Annotated in this window: 12 protein-coding genes; 8 read left to right on the plus strand and 4 right to left on the minus strand. The window is 69.2% G+C overall.

Going from position 1 to position 19,519, the window contains the following annotated elements:
- Nucleotides 1-148: 148 nt before the first annotated feature.
- Together ACWGE0_RS23320 and ACWGE0_RS23325 are read right to left on the minus strand one after the other, a co-directional pair.
- Nucleotides 149-1,204 (minus strand): LacI family DNA-binding transcriptional regulator, encoded by a 1,056-nt coding sequence (locus tag ACWGE0_RS23320; RefSeq protein WP_452263010.1) that lies wholly within the window; start codon nt 1,202-1,204, stop codon nt 149-151.
- A gap of 141 nt (nt 1,205-1,345) precedes the next feature.
- Nucleotides 1,346-2,119: a FadR/GntR family transcriptional regulator gene (locus ACWGE0_RS23325; protein ID WP_452263011.1), complete on the minus strand. Its 774-nt coding sequence runs from the start codon at nt 2,117-2,119 to the stop codon at nt 1,346-1,348.
- A 352-nt stretch (nt 2,120-2,471) separates the two neighbouring features.
- On the opposite strand from ACWGE0_RS23325, the gene ACWGE0_RS23330 reads away from it, so the two are divergent.
- Complete coding sequence (locus ACWGE0_RS23330) at nt 2,472-4,787, plus strand: RICIN domain-containing protein (protein WP_452263012.1); 2,316 nt, start codon at nt 2,472-2,474, stop codon at nt 4,785-4,787.
- 110 nt (nt 4,788-4,897) lie between these two features.
- Here the strand turns inward: ACWGE0_RS23330 and ACWGE0_RS23335 are convergent, their stop codons facing one another.
- Nucleotides 4,898-6,316 carry a glycoside hydrolase family 6 protein gene (locus ACWGE0_RS23335; protein ID WP_452263013.1) on the minus strand — a complete coding sequence of 473 codons (1,419 nt, stop codon included), beginning with the start codon at nt 6,314-6,316 and terminating at the stop codon, nt 4,898-4,900.
- A 512-nt stretch (nt 6,317-6,828) separates the two neighbouring features.
- On the opposite strand from ACWGE0_RS23335, the gene ACWGE0_RS23340 reads away from it, so the two are divergent.
- The 7 genes from ACWGE0_RS23340 to ACWGE0_RS23370 all read left to right on the plus strand — a co-directional run bounded on the left by ACWGE0_RS23340 (nt 6,829) and on the right by ACWGE0_RS23370 (nt 18,329).
- On the plus strand, nt 6,829-8,214 hold the full coding sequence (locus ACWGE0_RS23340; protein WP_452263014.1) for an endo-1,4-beta-xylanase: 1,386 nt from the start codon (nt 6,829-6,831) through the stop codon (nt 8,212-8,214).
- An 88-nt stretch (nt 8,215-8,302) separates the two neighbouring features.
- Nucleotides 8,303-10,018 carry a family 43 glycosylhydrolase gene (locus tag ACWGE0_RS23345; RefSeq protein WP_452263015.1) on the plus strand — a complete coding sequence of 572 codons (1,716 nt, stop codon included), beginning with the start codon at nt 8,303-8,305 and terminating at the stop codon, nt 10,016-10,018.
- Nucleotides 10,015-11,334: an extracellular catalytic domain type 1 short-chain-length polyhydroxyalkanoate depolymerase gene (locus ACWGE0_RS23350; RefSeq protein ID WP_452263016.1), complete on the plus strand. Its 1,320-nt coding sequence runs from the start codon at nt 10,015-10,017 to the stop codon at nt 11,332-11,334. Before ACWGE0_RS23345 ends, ACWGE0_RS23350 begins: the two co-directional genes overlap by 4 nt.
- Nucleotides 11,319-14,270, plus strand: coding sequence for a glycosyl hydrolase family 95 catalytic domain-containing protein (locus tag ACWGE0_RS23355; RefSeq protein WP_452263017.1), 2,952 nt, complete (start codon nt 11,319-11,321; stop codon nt 14,268-14,270). The genes ACWGE0_RS23350 and ACWGE0_RS23355 overlap by 16 nt, the downstream gene beginning before the upstream one ends.
- 45 nt (nt 14,271-14,315) lie before the next feature.
- Nucleotides 14,316-15,611 carry a cellulose binding domain-containing protein gene (locus ACWGE0_RS23360; protein WP_452263018.1) on the plus strand — a complete coding sequence of 432 codons (1,296 nt, stop codon included), beginning with the start codon at nt 14,316-14,318 and terminating at the stop codon, nt 15,609-15,611.
- An 18-nt stretch (nt 15,612-15,629) separates the two neighbouring features.
- Nucleotides 15,630-16,928, plus strand: coding sequence for a ricin-type beta-trefoil lectin domain protein (locus ACWGE0_RS23365; protein ID WP_452263019.1), 1,299 nt, complete (start codon nt 15,630-15,632; stop codon nt 16,926-16,928).
- A gap of 54 nt (nt 16,929-16,982) precedes the next feature.
- The gene (locus ACWGE0_RS23370) at nt 16,983-18,329 is read left to right on the plus strand and encodes a ricin-type beta-trefoil lectin domain protein (RefSeq protein ID WP_452263020.1); all 1,347 of its coding nucleotides are present in this window, start codon (nt 16,983-16,985) and stop codon (nt 18,327-18,329) included.
- A gap of 127 nt (nt 18,330-18,456) precedes the next feature.
- On the opposite strand, the gene ACWGE0_RS23375 is transcribed toward ACWGE0_RS23370, so the two are convergent.
- Nucleotides 18,457-19,473: a LacI family DNA-binding transcriptional regulator gene (locus tag ACWGE0_RS23375; protein ID WP_452263021.1), complete on the minus strand. Its 1,017-nt coding sequence runs from the start codon at nt 19,471-19,473 to the stop codon at nt 18,457-18,459.
- Nucleotides 19,474-19,519 lie beyond the last annotated feature (46 nt).

The following is a 19,519-nucleotide window of genomic DNA, read 5'->3' on the forward strand; positions in this document are numbered from 1 at the left end:
GGTCAAAGCTAAAGTTGTGAGCGTTAACCTTTAGCGTTGCGCGTTCGACAGTGTCGAATTTTCATTCGACAGAGCGAAGACGAGTTCTCCCGCCCCAAGCCGGTGGTCGATGTAAGACCGCATGATTGTTAGCGTGAACACCAACCGCTCACCACCGCGCGCGGGCCACCGAACCACCCTCGCGCACCGGCATCGGCACCCGGTGGGTCATCGGCGGCCGGACGTCGCGCCCACGCCGTTCGAGCATGTCCACGAGGACCGCCACCGCCCGTGCGCCGAGCTCGTGGTGCGGCAGGGCGATCGTGGTCAGCCGCGGGCGCATCCACGACGCGATGGGATGGTCGTCGAAGCCGACCACCGACACGTCGCCGGGCACCGCGAGCCCTGCCTCGCCGAGTGCCTGGTACGCCCCGAACGCCAAGCGGTCGTTGAAGCACACCAGCGCCTTGGGCCGGTGGGCCCGCAGCAGTTCCACGGTGGCCTCGTAGCCGTTCTCCGGAGTCCACGTCGGACACCGATGTGCGCTGACCACCTCGACCCCGGCCGCGGTGAACACCTCGCGCAGGCCGAGGAGTCGTTGCGCGGCCGCGATGCTGTTCGGCGGGACGTCGTGCACCCCCGGCCCCGCACCGATCAGGTGGACGCCGCGGTCGTGCCCTGCCGCGACCAGGACTCCCGCGGCCGAACGGCCGGCCTCGACCTCGTCGGGCACCACCGACGGGATGGTCGTGCGGGTCACGGACGTGGCGTTGAGCAGCACAGCGGGCCCGTCGTACAGGCCCTCCGGCAGGGCGGCCACCCTCGTGTGCCTGGCGGCGAACACCACGCCGTCCGCGCGCCGGTCGTGCATCGCGTCGATCAGGGCCCGCTCGACCGCGGGATCCCCGCCGGACTCCCCGACGAACAACATGTACCCGCGCCGGTAAGCGGCCTCCACCGCGCCCTTGACCATGTCGCCGGCCAGACCGGACGACGCTATGGTGTCCGACACGAACCCGATCGTCTGCGCGCGGGCGGGACGCGGGCCCGCCGCCAGGGTGTTGCGCCGATAGCCCAGCTCCTGCGCCGTCGACCGCACCCGCCGCTCGGCGGCCTCGGAGATGCGCAGCTCCCGCGCGCGTCCGGTCAGGACGAGCGACGCCGTCGTCACCGACACCCCGCTCGCCGCCGCGACGTCGGCCAGGGTCACACGTGTTCGTCCCACCGCAGATCCGCCTCCCGCTGCCGTACGGGCCCGGCCGCGTCTCCGGCCGGAGGTTCCACGAACTCCTTGTGATCACTCGTTTTCACGTCGAACGCTCGCCGGGCGGTCCTGGCGGAGGGACGCGCCTGGCGGGCGGGTTGCCTACCGCTTCAGACGACCTGGATCCCCGGCCGCACCGCGACGCACGAGCCACGCGTCGGTGATGTGGGCGAACATGGCCTCCGCCGCGCCTTCCGCGTCCTGGGCGGCGATGCGCTCGTAGATGCGGCGGTGGCCCCGGTTGGACGCCTTGCACATGTCCCGCCCGCTCTTGCCCCGGTAGCCGGCCGCCGTGATGGCCTGCCTCTCCAGCGAGCGCACCACACCGCGGGCGATGCGGTTCCCCGACGCCTGCATGATCGCGTCGTGGAAGAGGCGGTCGTGCTCCTCGTAGGCGGGGATGTCGCCGACGAGCTCGTCCATCCGGTCCACCAGGGCGCGCAACCGGTCCACCGCGTCCTGGTCGGCTGTGCGCGCGGCGACCTGCGCCATGTCCGACTCCAGCAGGCGCCGGGTCACCACCAGGTCGTCGAGAACGGCGAGGCTCTCGTCCTCGGCGATCGAGGCGCCCAGCACCAGTTCGTCGAGCATGTTCCACAGCGCCGGTGGGTTGACCGTGGTGCCCGCACCCTGGCGCACCAGGACCAGACCCTTCTCCTGCAGGACCTTCACCGACTCGCGGATCACCGTCCTGCTCACCGCGAAGGTCTCGCAGAGCACCGGTTCGGGAGGCAGCGTGACGCCGGAAGGGTAGACGCCGCGGACGATTCGTTGCACGAGCTCCGCGGTCACCGCGGCGGACAGGCTGGCCGGCCGCCGCGTCCAGCCAGGGCTCCCTGGCGTGCCCGGTTCCGTCTGCGGACCTGTCGCCTTCATCGCGCCTCCGTTGCGCCGCACCACCCGGACGAGGTGAGTCCGACAGTATACGTAACACCATTGACGTCACACGTCATACGAGTTACGTTCGCGTTGTCTTGGACCGGCTGCTTTCCGGTGCCCGCCACCTTGGTGAACGAATCGCGGCGACCTCGAACAGCGTGAGTCCCTCCGCCGCGTTCGAACCTCGGCCGTCACAGCAGGTCCATCACAGTCCACACAGGACACGAATCTGTCCCGACCGCCGCCGCGGGAGGCCGATCCAGCACCGTCCGCACCTCAGGAGGGTCCTTTGTCCACGTCCTGCACTCCGGCTCTATCCCGGCGGATCGCACTCGCCGCCACGGTGGTGGTGACCGCCGCGCTCGCCATCGCTCCCCCGGCCTCCGCGGCGACCACCACCCTCTACGCCTCCCCGTCGGGCACCGGCACCACCTGCACCGCCGGTGACCCGTGCGGGCTGGCCGCGGCACAGGCCGCGGTGCGGTCACGCACCCCGTCGATGTCCGGCGACATCGTCGTGGAGCTCGCCGGCGGTGTGTACCGGCTCGCCCAGCCGTTGCGGTTCACCGCGGCGGACTCCGGCACCAACGGCTACCGCGTGCTGTGGCAGGCCGCGGCGTCCGCGCGTCCCGTCATCAGCGGCGCCAAAGCCGTCACCGGGTGGTCGGTCGCCGACGCCGGGAAGAACATCTGGCGGGCGAACGTCGGCACCGGCCTCGACAGCCGCCAGCTCTACGTCGACGGCGCGATCGCGACCCGCGCGCGCACCCAGGTCAACCGGTCCGACTTCACCTTCACCGACTCGGGCATGCGCTTCTCGAACGGAGCCTTGAACTACCTGAACAACCTGGGGAACCAGAACCGGGTCGAGGTGGAGAGCGTCAACTCGTTCACCGACCGGTACTCGCCGGTGCAGAGCATCAGCGGGAACTTCCTGACGATGCAGCAACCCGCGTGGAACAACAACACCTTCGGCTACGACACGCTCAACAACCCGTTCCGCGCAGGGCCGCTCTACCTGGCGAACGCCTACGAGTTCCTCGACGCACCAGGCGAGTGGTACCTCAACCCCGGTGCGGGAGCGCTCTACTACATCCCGCGCGCCGGGCAGAACATGAGCAACGTCAGCGTCGAACTGCCCACGGTGCAGTCGCTGGTCAACGTCGGCGGCACCTATGATGCGCCCGCGCGTGACATGTCGTTCAGCGGCATCACCTTCACCGGCACGTCGTGGCTCGGCCCCAGCAGCAATCAGGGTTTCGCCGACCAGCAGACCGGCGCCTACATCTCCGGCAACTGGAACTGGCCCGCCGACCGGCTCAACTCGTGCAGGAGCGGCTGCCCGGCGTTCGAGTCGGTCCGCCCGCACTGGTCCCAGATGCCCGGCGCCGTCCAGATCTCGGCGGCCAGCGGCATCACCTTCACCGACTCCCGTTTCGTCAACCTCGGCCAGACCGCGATCGGGATCGGCAACGACGCCAACGCACACGCCAGCGGCGTCGGCCTCGGAGCCTCGAACATCACGGTCACCCGATCGGAGATCGCGTACAACTCCGCGGGCGGCGTCGTGGTCGGCGGCGTGCGTGCCGACGCGCATCACCCGAGCGACCAGCGGATGGTCAACAAGAACATCACGGTCAGCTACAGCCGAATCCACGACCTCGGCCTCGAGTACCGGGGCATCGTGTCGGTGCTGAACACCTACGTCAGCACGTCGACCGTGTCCCACAACGAGATCTACAACCTGCCGTACTCCGGCATCAACGTCGGTTACGGCTGGGGCTCCAACGACGCGGGCGGCAGCAACCACTACGCCGGCCGCGGTCTCTACAACTACCAGCCGCGGTACTCGACGCCGACGACCGCGTCTGGCAACCGGATCATCAACAACTACGTGCACGACGTCATGCAACAGATGACCGACGGCGGCTGCATCTACACGCTCGGCTGGAACCCGAACGCGGAGATCAGCGGCAACTACTGCCTGCGCACCAACGGTTTCTTCGGCCTCTACTTCGACGAGGGCTCCAAGTACTACCGCGCCACCGGCAACGTCTTCTCCGCCACCGGCACCTGGGCCACCGCCAACTACGGCGGCGGCGAGAACATGGGCAACTGGACCCTCACCGGCAACTGGTCGACCAACGGCAGCAGCAACGTGACCAACGGCGACCGCGGCAACGTCGTCAACAGCAACACCGTCGTCACCAACGGCAACTGGCCGGCCGGCGCCCAAGCGGTGATGGCGAACGCCGGCCCTGGCGGCACCGGCGGCGGTGGCCGGGAGAACGTCACGGTCGTGGGCACCCAGTCAGGCCGTTGCGCAGACGTCGCCGCCACCACCAACAACACCCAGGCACGGCTGTGGGATTGCACCGGCAACACGAACCAGCGCTGGAACCACACCTCCAGCAGGCAACTCACCGTGCAGGGCAAGTGTCTGGACGCCTCCGGGCAGGGCACCGCCAACGGCACCGCAGCGATCCTCTGGGACTGCCACGGCGGCCTGAACCAGCAGTGGAACGTCAACGCCGACGGCAGCATCACGGGCGCGCAGTCCGGCCTGTGCCTCGACGCCGCCGGCAACGGCACCGCGAACGGCACGCTGCTCCAGCTGTGGACGTGCCACGGCGGCACGAACCAGCAGTGGAGCCTGCGCAACTGACAGGCCCGACGTGCGGGGCCGGCACCAGCCGGCCCCGCACGTCTTAATTGGCGTGTGCAAGTACTACCAACTCATGATCGAACCGCCGCTATCTACAACCAACTCGGCGATCAGGAGCAGGCGGTGCCGTTCAACGTCGGCGACGAGTACGGCGGCGTGGAGCCGTTGTAGTTCGCGTTGTAGCCGATGGTCGTCTGGCCTCCGGAGGGCAGTGAGCCGTTCCAGGAGGCGTTGGCGACCCGGACCACGTCGCCGGTGTCGGTCCAGGTGCCGCTCCAGCCCTGCGTGACCGTGGCGCCGGGGGCCGAGAAGGTGAAGGTCCAGCCGTTGATGGCCGCGCCGCGGTTCTCGATCACGATCTCGGCGCTGTAGCCGCCCTGCCACTGGCTGAGCAGGCGGTGGCTCGCCCGGCAACCGCCGCCGGGGTTGCCGCCGGTGGTCGTGGTGGTGGTCGTGGTGGTGGTCGTGGTCGTGGTGGTGGGGCCTGCCGCCATCGCGAGTTCGTAGGCGCGTTGCGGCACGAACTGGCCGGCCGGCGCGATGCAGCCGTCGGCCTCGCCGGGCAGTTTGACCCACAGGAAGGCGTCGATCCTCGAGTCGCCCGTGTTCGACGTGCTTGGCGTGCCGATGGCGCGGCCGGGCGGGTCACACCACTCGGTGCCCTGCGGGCCGTTGCCGTTGCGGCTGGTGTCCACCACGGCCTTGAGGCGGCCGTCGCCCACCGAGTTGAGCACGTTCTTGGCGTAGTTCACTTCGTCGGAGGTGGAGCGGTAGTTCGACACGTTGGTCGAGATGCCGTCGGCGCTGCTGGAGATTTCGGCGCCACGCAAGCGGTTCGCGGCCTCCGCCGGGGCCAGCCACGCGGAGTTGCCGATGTCGAAGTACACCTTGGCCTGGGAGGAACCGGACTTGAGCTTCTTGCCCGCGTAGGCCATGGAGGCCTTGGTCTGGTTCTGCTGGTCGGTGTTCTGGCAGTTGCTCATGATCGGCAGCACGTCCGGTTCGAGCACGATCGTCGCGGGCCGCCCTGCCAGGCCGGCCGCCACCTCGTCCACCCACGCGCGGTAGGCCTGGTGCGACGGGGCGCCGCCGCCGCTGGCACCGCCGCAGTCGCGGTTGGGGATGTTGTAGACCACCAGGATCGGGATCTTGCCCGCCGACGCGGCCGCGCCGACGAACGAGCTGATCTCGCCGCGGATCGACGAGGTGTTGGTGGTCGTGTACCACCGCGCCTGCGGTACGGAGGCGATCCGGTCGCGGATGACCGGCGCCCGTGAGTCGCCGGGGTTGGCGGCCACCCATCTCGCGCTGGAGCTCGCCGGGTCGACGTAGAACGCCGACTCCGCGGCACGGACGGTCGTGCCGCCGCTCACCGCCAGGACGACGGATCCGGCGACCAGGACGCCCGCGGCCGCGCACGCGCCCGCCGCCTGCTTCCACCGCGTCTTCGTGTCGCGTCCCGGAGAACCGGGCGAGCGTTGTGGCTGAGACTCCGGCGCACTGGCGCGGGCAGGATCGGTTGCGCTCATTCAAGTCCTCGCAGCGTCGTTGCTTGCGGTACAGGGTCGGAACGGGATGTGAGAGCGCTCTCACGTGCGGCACCAGGTGATTCGCGGCACGGGAAAGCGGTTCCGGCTCGGGCCAAGGTAGCCACGGCACCAACGCGCGTCAACGCTAAAATTGTTAGCGCTAACTTTAGCAAACCGCATTCGATACACGATCACGAGAAGGTATTCCGAGGTTTCGAGGTGCGGATTGGGAGCGCTCCCTTCTTTTTGTAGCCCGTTCAGCTCAATCTAGTTGCGAAACGTTCCACACCTTCTTGTGAGCGCGAACACGGAGCTGGCACACTCACGTCCGGTATGCCCCCTCACCACGCTCATCGCCACGTGAGCGCAGGAGATGAGTGCGGAACTGCACCTTCGCGATCAGACGTGCGCCGAGCAGAACCGGTACCGCCGCATCGGTTCCCACTTCGCGCGCGCCGATCGTCCCACCCGTCACGCCCGGAATTTCAGGGCGATTTTCGAAAGTGTGGAAGATGAAACTGACATCGAGGTCAGTGTCACTTGTCCCGATCGTTTCGACAGTCGCGGCGGCGGCGCTCGGCGCGACGTTGATCCTGGTCGCCAACAACACGCCCGCGAACGCGGCGACCACGCTCGGTGCCGCCGCCGCGCAGTCCGGCCGGTACTTCGGCACCGCCGTCGCGGCGGGCAGGATGAACGACTCGACCTACATCGGCATCCTGAACCGCGAGTTCGACATGGTCACGGCCGAGAACGAGATGAAGATGGACGCGACCGAGCCGAACCAGGGTCAATTCAGCTACGGCAACGGCGACCGGATCGTGAACCACGCGCGCAACCAGGGCAAGCGGGTGCGCGGGCACGCACTGGCGTGGCACTCGCAGCAGCCCGGCTGGATGCAGAACATGTCCGGCACCGCGCTGCGCAACGCGATGCTCAACCACGTCACGCAGGTCGCGAGCTACTACCGCGGCAAGATCTACGCCTGGGACGTGGTGAACGAGGCCTACGCCGACGGCAGCAGCGGCGGGCGTCGTGACTCCAACCTCCAGCGCACCGGCAACGACTGGATCGAGGCCGCATTCCGCGCGGCCCGTGCGGCGGACCCCGGCGCGAAGCTCTGCTACAACGACTACAACACCGACGACTGGTCCCACGCCAAGACCCAGGGCGTCTTCCGGATGGTGCAGGACTTCAAGTCCCGCGGCGTCCCCATCGACTGCGTCGGCTTCCAGTCCCACTTCAACCCGCAGAGCCCGGTTCCGTCCAACTACCAGACCACCCTGCAGAACTTCGCCAACCTCGGCGTGGACGTGCAGATCACGGAACTGGACATCGAGGGCTCCGGCAGCTCCCAGGCGTCCAACTACGACCGCGTCACGCGGGCCTGTCTCGCCGTGACGCGGTGCGCCGGCATCACCGTGTGGGGCATCCGCGACACCGACTCCTGGCGCGCCAACGGCACCCCGTTGCTGTTCGACGGCGGTGGCAACAAGAAGGCCGCGTACACATCGGTTCTGAACGCGCTGAACGCGGGCGGTCCCGGTACCACGACGACCACCACGACGACGACCACAACCACCACGACCACGTCGAACGACCCGGTTCCCGGTGGCTGCACCGCGTCGGTGTCGCTGAACCAGTGGGCAGAGGGATACGTGGCCACGGTCAAGGTCACCGCGGGCTCCTCCGCACTGCGCGGCTGGCGGGTCACGACGACCGTGTCGAACAGCACCGTCACCAGCTCGTGGAGTGCCACCCGCAGCGGTAACAGCGGAACCGTGAACTGGACCAATGTGGACTACAACGGCTCCGTACCCGCCGGCCAGTCCACCGAGTTCGGCTTCCAGGGCACCGGAAGCGGAGCCGGACTCAACCCGTCCTGCACCGCGAGCTGACGTCCCGCACCACACAACCGGCGGGACGGCCCCGCGGACCGGACGAGAAGCCGGCCGCGGGGCCTCCCCTGCCCTCGGGGAGACGATGATGGCGACGACGACAAGAAGGTTCTGGACGCACTTCGCCGTGGTGGTGGGCCTGATCCTGACGGTGACCACCCCGGTGCGGGCGGACAACCCGATCGTGCAACACATCTACACCGCCGACCCGGCACCGTTGGTCCACAACGGACGGGTCTACCTCTACACCGGGCACGACGAGGACGGCTCCACCTGGTTCACCATGAAGGAGTGGCGCGTCTGGTCGTCGGCCGACATGGTGAACTGGACCGACCACGGCTCTCCCCTGAGCCTCGCCACGTTCAACTGGGCGAAGCAGGACGCGTGGGCGGGCCAGGCGGTGGAACGCAACGGCAAGTTCTACTGGTACGTCCCCGTCGTCACCAAGGCCAGCGGACGCCCGGCCATCGGTGTCGCCGTCGCCGACAGCCCCACCGGCCCGTTCCGCGACGCCATCGGCCGTCCCCTGGTGGAGAACGGCGAGATCGACCCGACGGTCATGATCAACGATGACGGTCAGGCGTACCTGTACTGGGGCAACCCCAACCTCTCGTACGTCCGCCTCAACACCGACATGATCTCGTATTCGGGCGGCATCAACAGGATCCCGCTCACCACCGCGGGCTTCGGCACCCGCACCGGCGACCCGAACCGGCCCACCCTCTACGAGGAAGGCCCCTGGGTCTACAAGCGCAACGGCCTGTACTACAACGTCTTCGCCGCCAAGTGCTGCTCGGAGTTCATCGCCTACTCCACGTCCCCCGGCCCCACCGGGCCGTGGACCTACCGCGGCACCGTGATGGCCACCCAGGGCAGCAGCTTCACCAACCACCCCGGCATCATCGACTTCAAGGGCAGCTCGTACTTCTTCTACCACAACGGCGCCCTGCCCGGCGGTGGCGGCTTCACCCGCTCCGTCGCCGTGGAGAAGTTCAGCTACAACGCCGACGGCACCATCCCGTCCCTCACCATGACGACCGCGGGACCACCGGCCGCGGACACCCTCAACCCCTACGCTCGCCAGGAAGCCGAGACCATCGCGTGGGGCAGCGGCATCGAGACCGAGGTCGCCTCCGAAGGCGGCATGAACGTCGGTTTCATCAACAACGGTGACTACATCAAGGTGAAGAACGTCGCTTTCGGTTCCGGCGCAACGCTCTTCGCCGCCCGCGTCGCGTCCACCACGGCCGGCAGTTCCATCGAGGTCCGCTCCGGCAGCCCGACCGGTCCTCTGGCCGGCACCTGCACGGTGCCCAACACCGGCGGCTGGCAGACGTGGACCACCGTCTCGTGCCCGGTGAGCGGGCTGACCGGCACCCGTGACCTCTACCTGAGGTTCAGCGGTGGCAACAACTATCTGCTCAACATGAACTGGTGGCAGTTCGGCTCGGGCGGCATGAACCCGCAGCCCGACCCGGAACCGGAGCCCGGTGTCCCTTCGTGCACCGCGAGCTACGCCGTCACCAACACGTGGTCGAGCGGTTTCCAGGCCGAGCTCACCGTGACGAACAAGCGGGCCACCGCGACGGATTCCTGGCAGGCCACGTTCACCCTGCCTGAGGGACAGACGGTCACCCAGGGCTGGAACGGCGTCTTCACCCAGCAGGGCAACCAGGTCACCGTGACCAACGCCGGCTTCAACGGCCAGCTCCCGCCGGGGGCGTCGGTCAAACCCGGCTTCACGGGCTCCGCCACCGGCGACCCGGTCACCACGCCGGCCAACCTCACGTGTGCCGCGTCATGAGCGCCCGGACCCGCGTGGACAGGTTCGGCGTCGCCGCTTTCCTCGCCGCCCTGCTGCTGCTGATCGCCGCCGTCGCGCTCTCGCTGGTGCCGCAACCGGCACTGGCCGCGTCGCTGGTGCGGGTCACGGACTTCGGCACCAACCCGACCGGCCTGAACATGTACGTCTACGCACCCGACCGGATCGCGGCGCGCCCGGCGATGCTGGTGATGGTGCACTACTGCGGAGGTTCCGCGAACGCCGTCCACAACGGCAACGGCCGGGACTACGTCACCGCGGCGGACCGCTACGGGTACGTGATCGTCTACCCGGAAGCCACCAGGGACGGTCGCTGCTTCGACGTGTCCACCGCCAACGCGTTGCGCCGCAACGGAGGCAGCGACTCCACCGGGATCATGTCGATGGTGTCGCACGCACGCCAGCGCTACAACGTGGACCCGGCGCGCATCGTCGTGTCGGGCTTCTCGTCCGGCGCGATGATGACCAACGTGCTGGCCGCCCAGTACCCGGACGTGTTCAGCGCGGGCGCGGCCTTCTCCGGTGTCCCGGCGGGCTGTTTCGCGACGACGAACGGCTCGCTGTGGAACAGCCAGTGTTCTGGCGGCACCCTGCTGAAGACCCCGCAGCAGTGGGGCGATCAGGCCAGGGCGATGTATCCGGGCTACACCGGCCGCTACCCGCGGATGCAGCTGTGGCACGGCACGACCGACACCACGCTGGCGTACCCCAACTTCGGTGAAGCGCTCGACCAGTGGACCAACCTCCACGCGGTGAGCAGGACACCGGCGTCGACCGACCAGCCGCAGCCGAGCTGGACCCGCACCCGCTACAGCGCCACCGGCACCGCGGCGACCATCGAGGGCATCAGCATCCAGGGCACCGGGCACAGCCTGCCGATGACGGGAATGCTCGGGTACTCGATCGCCTTCCTCGGCCTGGACACCACTCCACCAACCACAACAACCACCACCACAACCACGACAACGCCGGTGCCCACCGACGGATGCACGGTCACGACGAAGGTCAGCGCCTGGAACACCGGCCTCACCGAGACGATCACCATCGCCAACACGTCCACCACCGCGGTGAACGGCTGGCAGCTGCGGTTCACCCTGCCCGGCGGGCAGACCATCACGGGTGGCTGGAGCGCCACCTACTCCCCCGCCACCGGCCAGGTGACCGCCCGCAACGCCGACTACAACGCCCAGATCCCGCCGAACGGTTCGGTGTCGATCGGCCTCCAGGCCACGCACACCGGTGACAGCGCACCCGCGGGTGGATTCACGCTCAACGACGTGCGGTGCGCCGTGGCCTGACCGTCCACAACGGATTCCTGCCCCTGGTGGTCACCACCAGGGGGTTCTTCGACGACCGCGAAACCCATTGGAGGACCGGCATGTCCGACCTGAACCGGCGGCAGCTCCTGAAGCTCGGCGCGGGTGCCGTGCTGACGCAGGCAGGGTGGACAGCGACGGCCCATGCCTCCTCCTCGACCCCCGCGGACGTGCGCGCGGCCAACGACCTCGCGCTCTGGTACGACCGCCCGGCCGGATCCGACTGGTTGCGCGCGCTGCCGGTGGGCAACGGCCGCCTCGGCGCGATGGTGTTCGGCAACACCGACACCGAACGCCTCCAGCTCAACGAGGACACGGTCTGGGCGGGCGGTCCCCACGACTACAGCAACCCGCGCGGCGCGGGCTCACTCGCCCAGATCAGGCAGCTGGTGTTCAACAACCAGTGGACGCAGGCGCAGTCGCTGATCGACCAGACGATGCTGGGCAGCCCCGCCGGGCAGCTCGCCTACCAGCCGGTCGGCGACCTCCGGCTGGCCCTGCCGTCCGCGAGCGCGTCGAACTACCAGCGGCTGCTCGACCTCACGACCGCGACGACCGTCGTGACCTACACGGCGAACAACGTGCGTTATCGGCGCGAGGTGTTCGCGAGCGCGCCGGACCAGGTGATCGCCGTGCGGCTGACCGCGGAGACGCCGGGCTCGATCTCGTTCACGGCGTCGTTCAGCTCGCCCCAGCGCACGACGGTGTCCAGCCCGGACGCCACGACCATCGCGCTGGACGGCATCTCCGGTGCCCAGCGCGGCATCGCGGGCACGGTCCGGTTCCTCGCACTGGCCAGGGCAGTGGCGGAGGGCGGCACCACCACCAGCTCCGGTGGCACGCTGCGGGTGAGCAACGCCAACGCGGTGACCGTGCTGATCTCCATCGGTACCAGCTACATCGACTTCCGCACGGTCAACGGCGACTACCAGGGCATCGCGCGCAACCGTCTCAACGCCGCGCAGGGCACCGCGTACGACACCCTGAGGGCCCGCCACGTCGCCGACTACCAGGCGCTGTTCGGGCGGGTCAGCCTCGACCTCGGACGCACGGCGGCGGCCGACCAGCCGACCGACGTCCGCATCACCCGGCACGCGAGCACCCCCGACCCGCAGTTCTCCGTCCTGCTGTTCCAGTACGGCAGGTACCTGCTGATCTCGTCGTCGCGCCCCGGCACGCAACCGGCGAACCTGCAGGGCATCTGGAACGACCAGATGGCACCGTCGTGGGACTCGAAGTACACGATCAACGCCAACCTGCCGATGAACTACTGGCACGCGGGCACCACGAACCTCGCCGAGTGCCACCAGCCGGTGTTCCGGATGATCAACGACCTCACCGTCACCGGTGCCCGCACAGCCCAGGTGCAGTACAACGCCCGCGGCTGGGTCACCCACCACAACACCGACGCCTGGCGCGGTTCGTCGGTCGTGGACTTCGCGGCGGCGGGCATGTGGCAGACGGGCGGGGCGTGGCTCTCGACGCTGATCTGGGACCACTACCGCTTCACCGGCGACGTGGCCTTCCTGCGCACGTACTACCCGGCGCTCAAGGGATGCGCGCAATTCTTCCTCGACACGCTCGTCACCGACCCGAGCCTCGGCTACCTCGTCACCAACCCGTCGAACTCGCCGGAGCTCAACCACCACGCGAACGCCAGCGTGTGCGCCGGGCCGACGATGGACATGCAGATCCTGCGCGACCTCTTCGACGGCTGTGCCGGCGCTTCCGAGGTGCTGGGGGTCGACGCCGACTTCCGCACGCAGGTGCGGGCGGCCCGGCAGCGGCTCGCGCCGATGAAGGTCGGCTCGCGCGGCAACGTCATGGAATGGCTGCAAGATTGGGTGGAGACCGAGCCGAACCACCGGCACGTCTCGCACCTCTACGGCCTGCACCCGAGCAACCAGATCACCAAACGCGGCACTCCCCAGCTGCACACCGCGGCCCGCAGGACGCTCGAGCTGCGCGGTGACGACGGCACCGGGTGGTCGCTCGCCTGGAAGATCAACTTCTGGGCGCGGCTGGAGGAAGGCGGCAGGGCCCACGACCTCATCCGCTCGCTCGTGCGGACGGACCGCCTTGCGCCCAACATGTTCGACCTGCACCCGCCGTTCCAGATCGACGGCAACTTCGGCGCGACCTCCGGCATCACGGAAATGCTGCTGCACAGCCACAACGGCGAGCTGCACGTGCTGCCCGCGCTCCCGCCGGCCTGGTCAGCGGGCAGCGTCACGGGTCTGCGCGGGCGCGGCGGGTACACCGTCGGCGCGACCTGGGCCGCCGACGGCGCCATCAGCCTGTCCGTCACGCCGGACCGCGACGGCACGCTCCGCATCCGGAACCGGATCTTCACCGGCACCTTCGAACTGCGGGACACGACGACCGGCACGGTGATCCAACCGGCACAGCCCGAGCCCGGCGTCGCCGAGTTCTTCGTCGTCACCGGGCACACCTACCGCGCCACGGGCCAGGGAACGGGATCGGGACCGGTGGTCCGGCCGGGGGTGTACTACCGCCTCGTCGCACGCCACAGCGGGAAGTACGCGGACATCAGCGGCGTGTCCACGACGGCGGGCGCGCTGTTGCAGCAGTGGTCGCAGACCAGCGGGCTCAACCAGCAGTTCGACTTCCTCGACGCGGGCGGCGGCTTCTACCGGATCCGGGCCAGGCACAGCGGTCTAGTGCTGCAGGTCGCGAGCTCGAGCACCGGCGCCGACATCACCCAGCAGACCGACACCGGCGCGACCAGCCAGCAGTGGCGCGTGACCGACCAGGGCGGCGGGGTGATCAGCCTCGTCAACCGGCAGAGCGGCCTCGCCATGGACGTCTGGGAGGCGTCGGCGACCGACGGTGCCCGCGTCTCCCAGTGGACCCCGAACGGGGCCGAGAACCAGCGATTCCAACTGCAACCAGTGTGACAACCGAAGGGACAACGATGTTCCACCACCACAAGCCGGCCTGCCATGTCCCGGCATAGGTTCGCGATCGCCTCCGCCGCCGTCAGCGCCGTGGTGCTGCTGGGAGCGGCGGGAATCGCGCTAGGCGGCACGGTTCCCGGCGAGGCCGGCACCACGGCGGCGACAGCGGGGTGCGGCAAGCCGCCCGCACTGGCGAGCGGCCAGCACACCATCAGCAGCGGCGGGCAGAACCGCTCGTACATCCTGCGGCTGCCTCCGAACTACGACAGCAACCGCCAGTACCGGCTGTTCGTCGGCCTGCACTGGCGTGGTGGCACCGCGAACGACGTCGACTCCGGCGGCAGCGACGGCTACAACTGGTCGTACTACGGCCTGCGGCGGCTGTCCGACCAGGCGAACAACGGCACGATCTTCGTGGCACCGCAGGGCAACGGCAACGGCTGGGCCAATCCGGGCGGCCAGGACCTGACGTTCATCGACGACCTGGTCCGGCTGCTCGACAACGGGCTGTGCATCGACACCGCACAACGTTTCGCCGGCGGCTTCAGCTACGGCGGCGGCATGTCCTACGCCATCGCCTGCGCCCGCGCGAACGTGTTCCGCGCCGTCGTCGTCTACTCGGGCGCCGAACTCAGCGGCTGCAGCGGCGGCAACCAGCCCATCGCCTACATGGGCATCCACGGCATCAGCGACAACGTGCTCGGCATCGGCCTGGGCCGCGGGCTGCGCGACAGGTTCGTGCGCAACAACGGCTGCACAGCCCAGAACCCGCGCGAACCGAGTGCGGGCAGCCGGACCCACATCGTCACCGCCTACAGCGGCTGCCGAGCCGGCTATCCGGTGGTGTGGGCCGCGTTCGACGGCGGGCACACACCTGGTCCGATCGACTCGGGTGGCGACGGCTGGCGCACCTGGACGTCCGGTGAGGCGTGGAAGTTCATCAGCCAGTTCGAGGGCAGCGGCCCTACGAGCACCACGACCACAACCACCACGACGACGACCACGACACCGCCCGGTGACACGGAGTGCCAGGTCACCGACGCGATCAACGCCTGGAACACCGGCCTGACGTCGACCATCACCATCAAGAACACCGGCTCCACGCCGATCAACGGCTGGTCGCTGGCCTTCACCCTGCCCGGCGGGCAGACCATCACGTCCGGCTGGAGCGCCACCTACTCCCCCGCCTCGGGCCAGGTCACCGCCAAGAACGTCTCCTACAACGCCGACATCGCGCCCGGCGCGTCGATCGGCATCGGCTTCCAGGCCGGGCACACCGGCAACACCTCGGCACCGGCCTCCTTCTCCCTCAACGGGAAAACCTGCGCCATCTCCTCCTGACAGAGAGTGCGGACATCCATGCGAAACAACACCATTCAGCGGAGGGCGCGGTGGCTCGCCGCCGCCGCCACCGCCTTCCTGCTCGTCGGTGGCGGAGTGGCCGGGGCACAACCGGCGTCCCCTGCCACCGGCGACTCCGGCCCGGTGGCGGCGGCCTGCGGCCAGGCCCCCACACTGCGCAGCGGCACCCACACGATCCAGAGCAGCGGCAAGACCCGCTCGTTCATCCTGAGCGTGCCCGACAACTACGACCCCAACCGCCGGTACCGTCTGGTGTTCGGCCTCCACTGGCTGGGCGGTACCGCTCAGCAGGTGGCGGGCGGCGGCAGCGACGGTGACGTCTACGCCCACTACGGGCTGCGCAGGCTGGCGAACAACTCGACGATCTTCGTTGCCCCGCAGGGCCTCAACAACGGCTGGGGCAACTCCGGCGGCGAGGACGTCCGGTTCGTCGACGACATGATCAGCCGGATCGAGGGCGACCTCTGCGTCGACCCGGCGCAGCGCTTCTCGCTGGGCTTCAGCTACGGCGGCGCGATGAGCATCTCGCTCGCGTGCTCGCGCCCGACCATGTTCCGCGCCATCGCCGCCATCGCCTCGCCCGGCGAGATCAGCGGGTGCGCGGGCGGCACCGCGCCCGTGGCCTACATGGGGATCCACGGCATCAGCGACAACATCGGCTCCGGACGGGGCCAGCGCGACAGGTGGGTCCGCAACAACGGCTGCACGCCGCAGAACGCGCCCGAGCCCTCGCGGGGCAGCAACACGCACATCACCACCGCCTACTCCGGCTGCCGGACCGGCTACCCGGTGGTCTGGGCGCCCTTCGACGGCGGCCACCAGCAGGGACCGGTGGACGGCTGTGGCGGCTGTGAGAGCGGTGCCCGCAGCTGGGTCAAGACCGAGGTGTGGAAGTTCTTCACCGGCGACACGACGCCCACCCCGACCGCGTTCCGGTTGCGTGGCGAGGCTTCCGGCCGTTGCCTCGACGTGAACGGCGCTGGCACGGCCAACGGCACCCAGATGATCACCTGGGACTGCCACACCAACGCCAACCAGCAGTTCACCCAGAACGGGCAAACCCTGCAGGTCACGGGTAAATGCCTGGACGCACCCGCCAACGCGGGCTCCGGCGCCAGGGTCCAGATCTGGGACTGCAACGGCGGCGCCAACCAGAACTGGACCGTCACCACCGGCGGCACGATCACCAGCGTCCAAACAGGACTCTGCCTGACCTCCGGCGGCACCGCCAACGGCGCGGCCGTGACCGTGGCGACCTGCAACAGCGGCACCAACCAGCGCTGGGCCAAGGCCTGACCGCCGTGACAACCGAAGGGACAACGATGTTCCATCAGCACAAGGGGCCGCGCCATGCGCACGCATAGGGCCGTGATCGCGCTGGCCGCCGCCAGCGCCGTGGTCTTCCTCGGCGCGGCCGGCATCGCGCTCGGCGGCACGACTCCCGACGGCACGACTCCCGACGGCCACGCCGGGATCACCGCGGGGACGGCGGGCTGCGGCAAGCCGCCCGCACTCGCGAGCGGCCAGCACACGATCAACAGCGGCGGTCAGAACCGCTCGTTCATCCTGCGGCTGCCGCCCAACTACGACAACAACCGCCAGTACCGGCTGTTCTTCGGCTTCCACTGGAACGGCGGCACCGGCAACGACGTCGACTCCGGCGGATCCGACGGGTACAACTGGTCGTACTACGGCCTGCGGCGGCTCTCCGACCAGGCGAACAACGGCACGATCTTCGTGGCACCGCAGGGCAACGGCAACGGCTGGGCCAACTCCGGCGGCCAGGACCTCAGGTTCGTCGACGACATGATCAGCCGGCTCGACGCCGGGCTGTGCATCGACACGGCGCAACGCTTCGCCGGCGGCTTCAGCTACGGCGGCGGCATGTCGTACGCACTCGCCTGCGCCCGCGCGAACGTGTTCCGCGCGGTCGTGGTCTACGCGGGCGGGCAGCTCAGCGGATGCGACGGTGGCAACCAGCCCATCGGGTACCTGGGCATCCACGGCATCGGCGACAACGTCCTGAACATCTCGGCGGGCCGCGGGCTGCGCGACAGGTTCGTGCGCAACAACGGCTGCACAGCGCAAAACCCGCGCGAACCGAGTGCGGGCAGCCGGACCCACATCGTCACCGCCTACAGCGGCTGCCGAGCCGGCTATCCGGTGGTGTGGGCGGCATTCGACGGCGGGCACACACCGGGCCCGATCGACGGCGGCGGTGACGGCTGGCGCACCTGGACGTCCGGTGAGGCGTGGAAGTTCATCAGCCAGTTCGGCGACGGCGGACCAGGCCCCACGACCACCACCACACCTCCGCCCGACCCGACCACGTTCCGGTTGCGCGGCGAGGCCTCCGGCCGTTGCCTCGACGTCAACGGCGCGGGCACCGCCAACGGCACCCAGATGATCACCTGGGACTGCCACACCAACGCCAACCAGCAGTTCACCCAGAACGGCCAGGCGCTCCAGGTCGTGGGCAAGTGCCTGGACGCACCCGTCAACGCCGGATCCGGTGCCAGAGTTCAGATCTGGGACTGCAACGGCGGCGCCAACCAGAACTGGAACGTCACCACCGGCGGCACGATCACCAGCGTCCAAACAGGACTGTGCCTGACCTCCGGCGGCACCGCCAACGGCGCGGCCGTGACCGTGGCGACCTGCAACGGCAGCACCAACCAACGCTGGGCCAAGGCCTAGCGGCCCCGAGGGGAACGGGTGAAGGCGGCCACCGGGCGCGGCGGCCGCCTTCATCCAACCCGTTGGTAGTAGAAAAGTGTCTGTTGATGTTGAGTTGGTGGTACTTGCAGACGCCATGACAGCGACATCAGCGAGCGTGCGCGACCGGATCCGGGGTGCTGGCGCGCCGGGACAGCTGCGGAGGCAACAACACCAGGGCCGGCGGCTGCCTGCCGTCGAGCTTGGCGACCAGGAGGTTCACCGCGTGCCTGCCGAGCTCCCCGGCGGGCAGCCGCACCGAGGTGAGCGGTGGCGTCATCTGCTCGGCGAGGTCGTCGGGGCAGATCGCGACCACGGCGACGTCGCCGGGCACCTGTCTCCCGGCCGCGCGCAGGCATCCGGTGATCCGGGCGAGCGCCGCCTCGTTGTGCACCACCAGGGCCGTCATCGACGGGTTGGCGCGGATCAGCGTCATCGTCGCGGCGAGCACCGACTCGTGGTCGTCCTCGGCGGGCAGCGTCGTCGCCACGACGCCCCTGCGCATCGCGGCCGCGCTGAACCCGGCCATCGTCCGGTGGGCGAACCCGGTGTTGCGCCGGTAGACGGCGCTCGGCGCGCCGACGAAGCCGATCGAACGGTGCCCGAGGTCGGCGAGGTGGTCCACGCACTTCGCGCCTGCCGCCTCGAAGTCGAAGTCCACGCAGGTGAGGCCTTTCGCGTCCGCCGGGTGTCCGATGAGGACGGACGGCTTGGCCAGCTGGCGCAGCAGCGGCAGCCGGTCGTCGTTCATCTCCACGTCCATCACCAGGAAACCGTCGACCATGGCGCCGGCGACGGCCCTGCGCAGGCCGGCCGCGCCCTCGTCCGCCGTCATCAGCAGCAGGTCCAGGTCGAATCTGCGCGCGGCCGTCACGGCGGCGGCGACGAAACGCATCACCACCGGCAGATGCATGCCCGCGCGCAGCGGCAGGACCAGCCCTATCACGTTCGTCCCGCGCGCAGAGGGCGCGCGGTCACCCAGGTGCGGCTGGTAGCCCAGCGCCCTGATGCTTCCTCTGACCTTCGACTTCGTGTCCGCGGAGATCGACCTCTTGCCCGTGAGCACGTAGGAGACCGTGCTCGGGGCGACCCCCGCGTGCCGCGCGACATCCGAGATGGTGACCACACCGACCCACTTTCACGCGTAGCGTCCGCCGCCGTCGCGGATGCGG

Source organism: Lentzea sp. NPDC054927 (assembly GCF_053610285.1).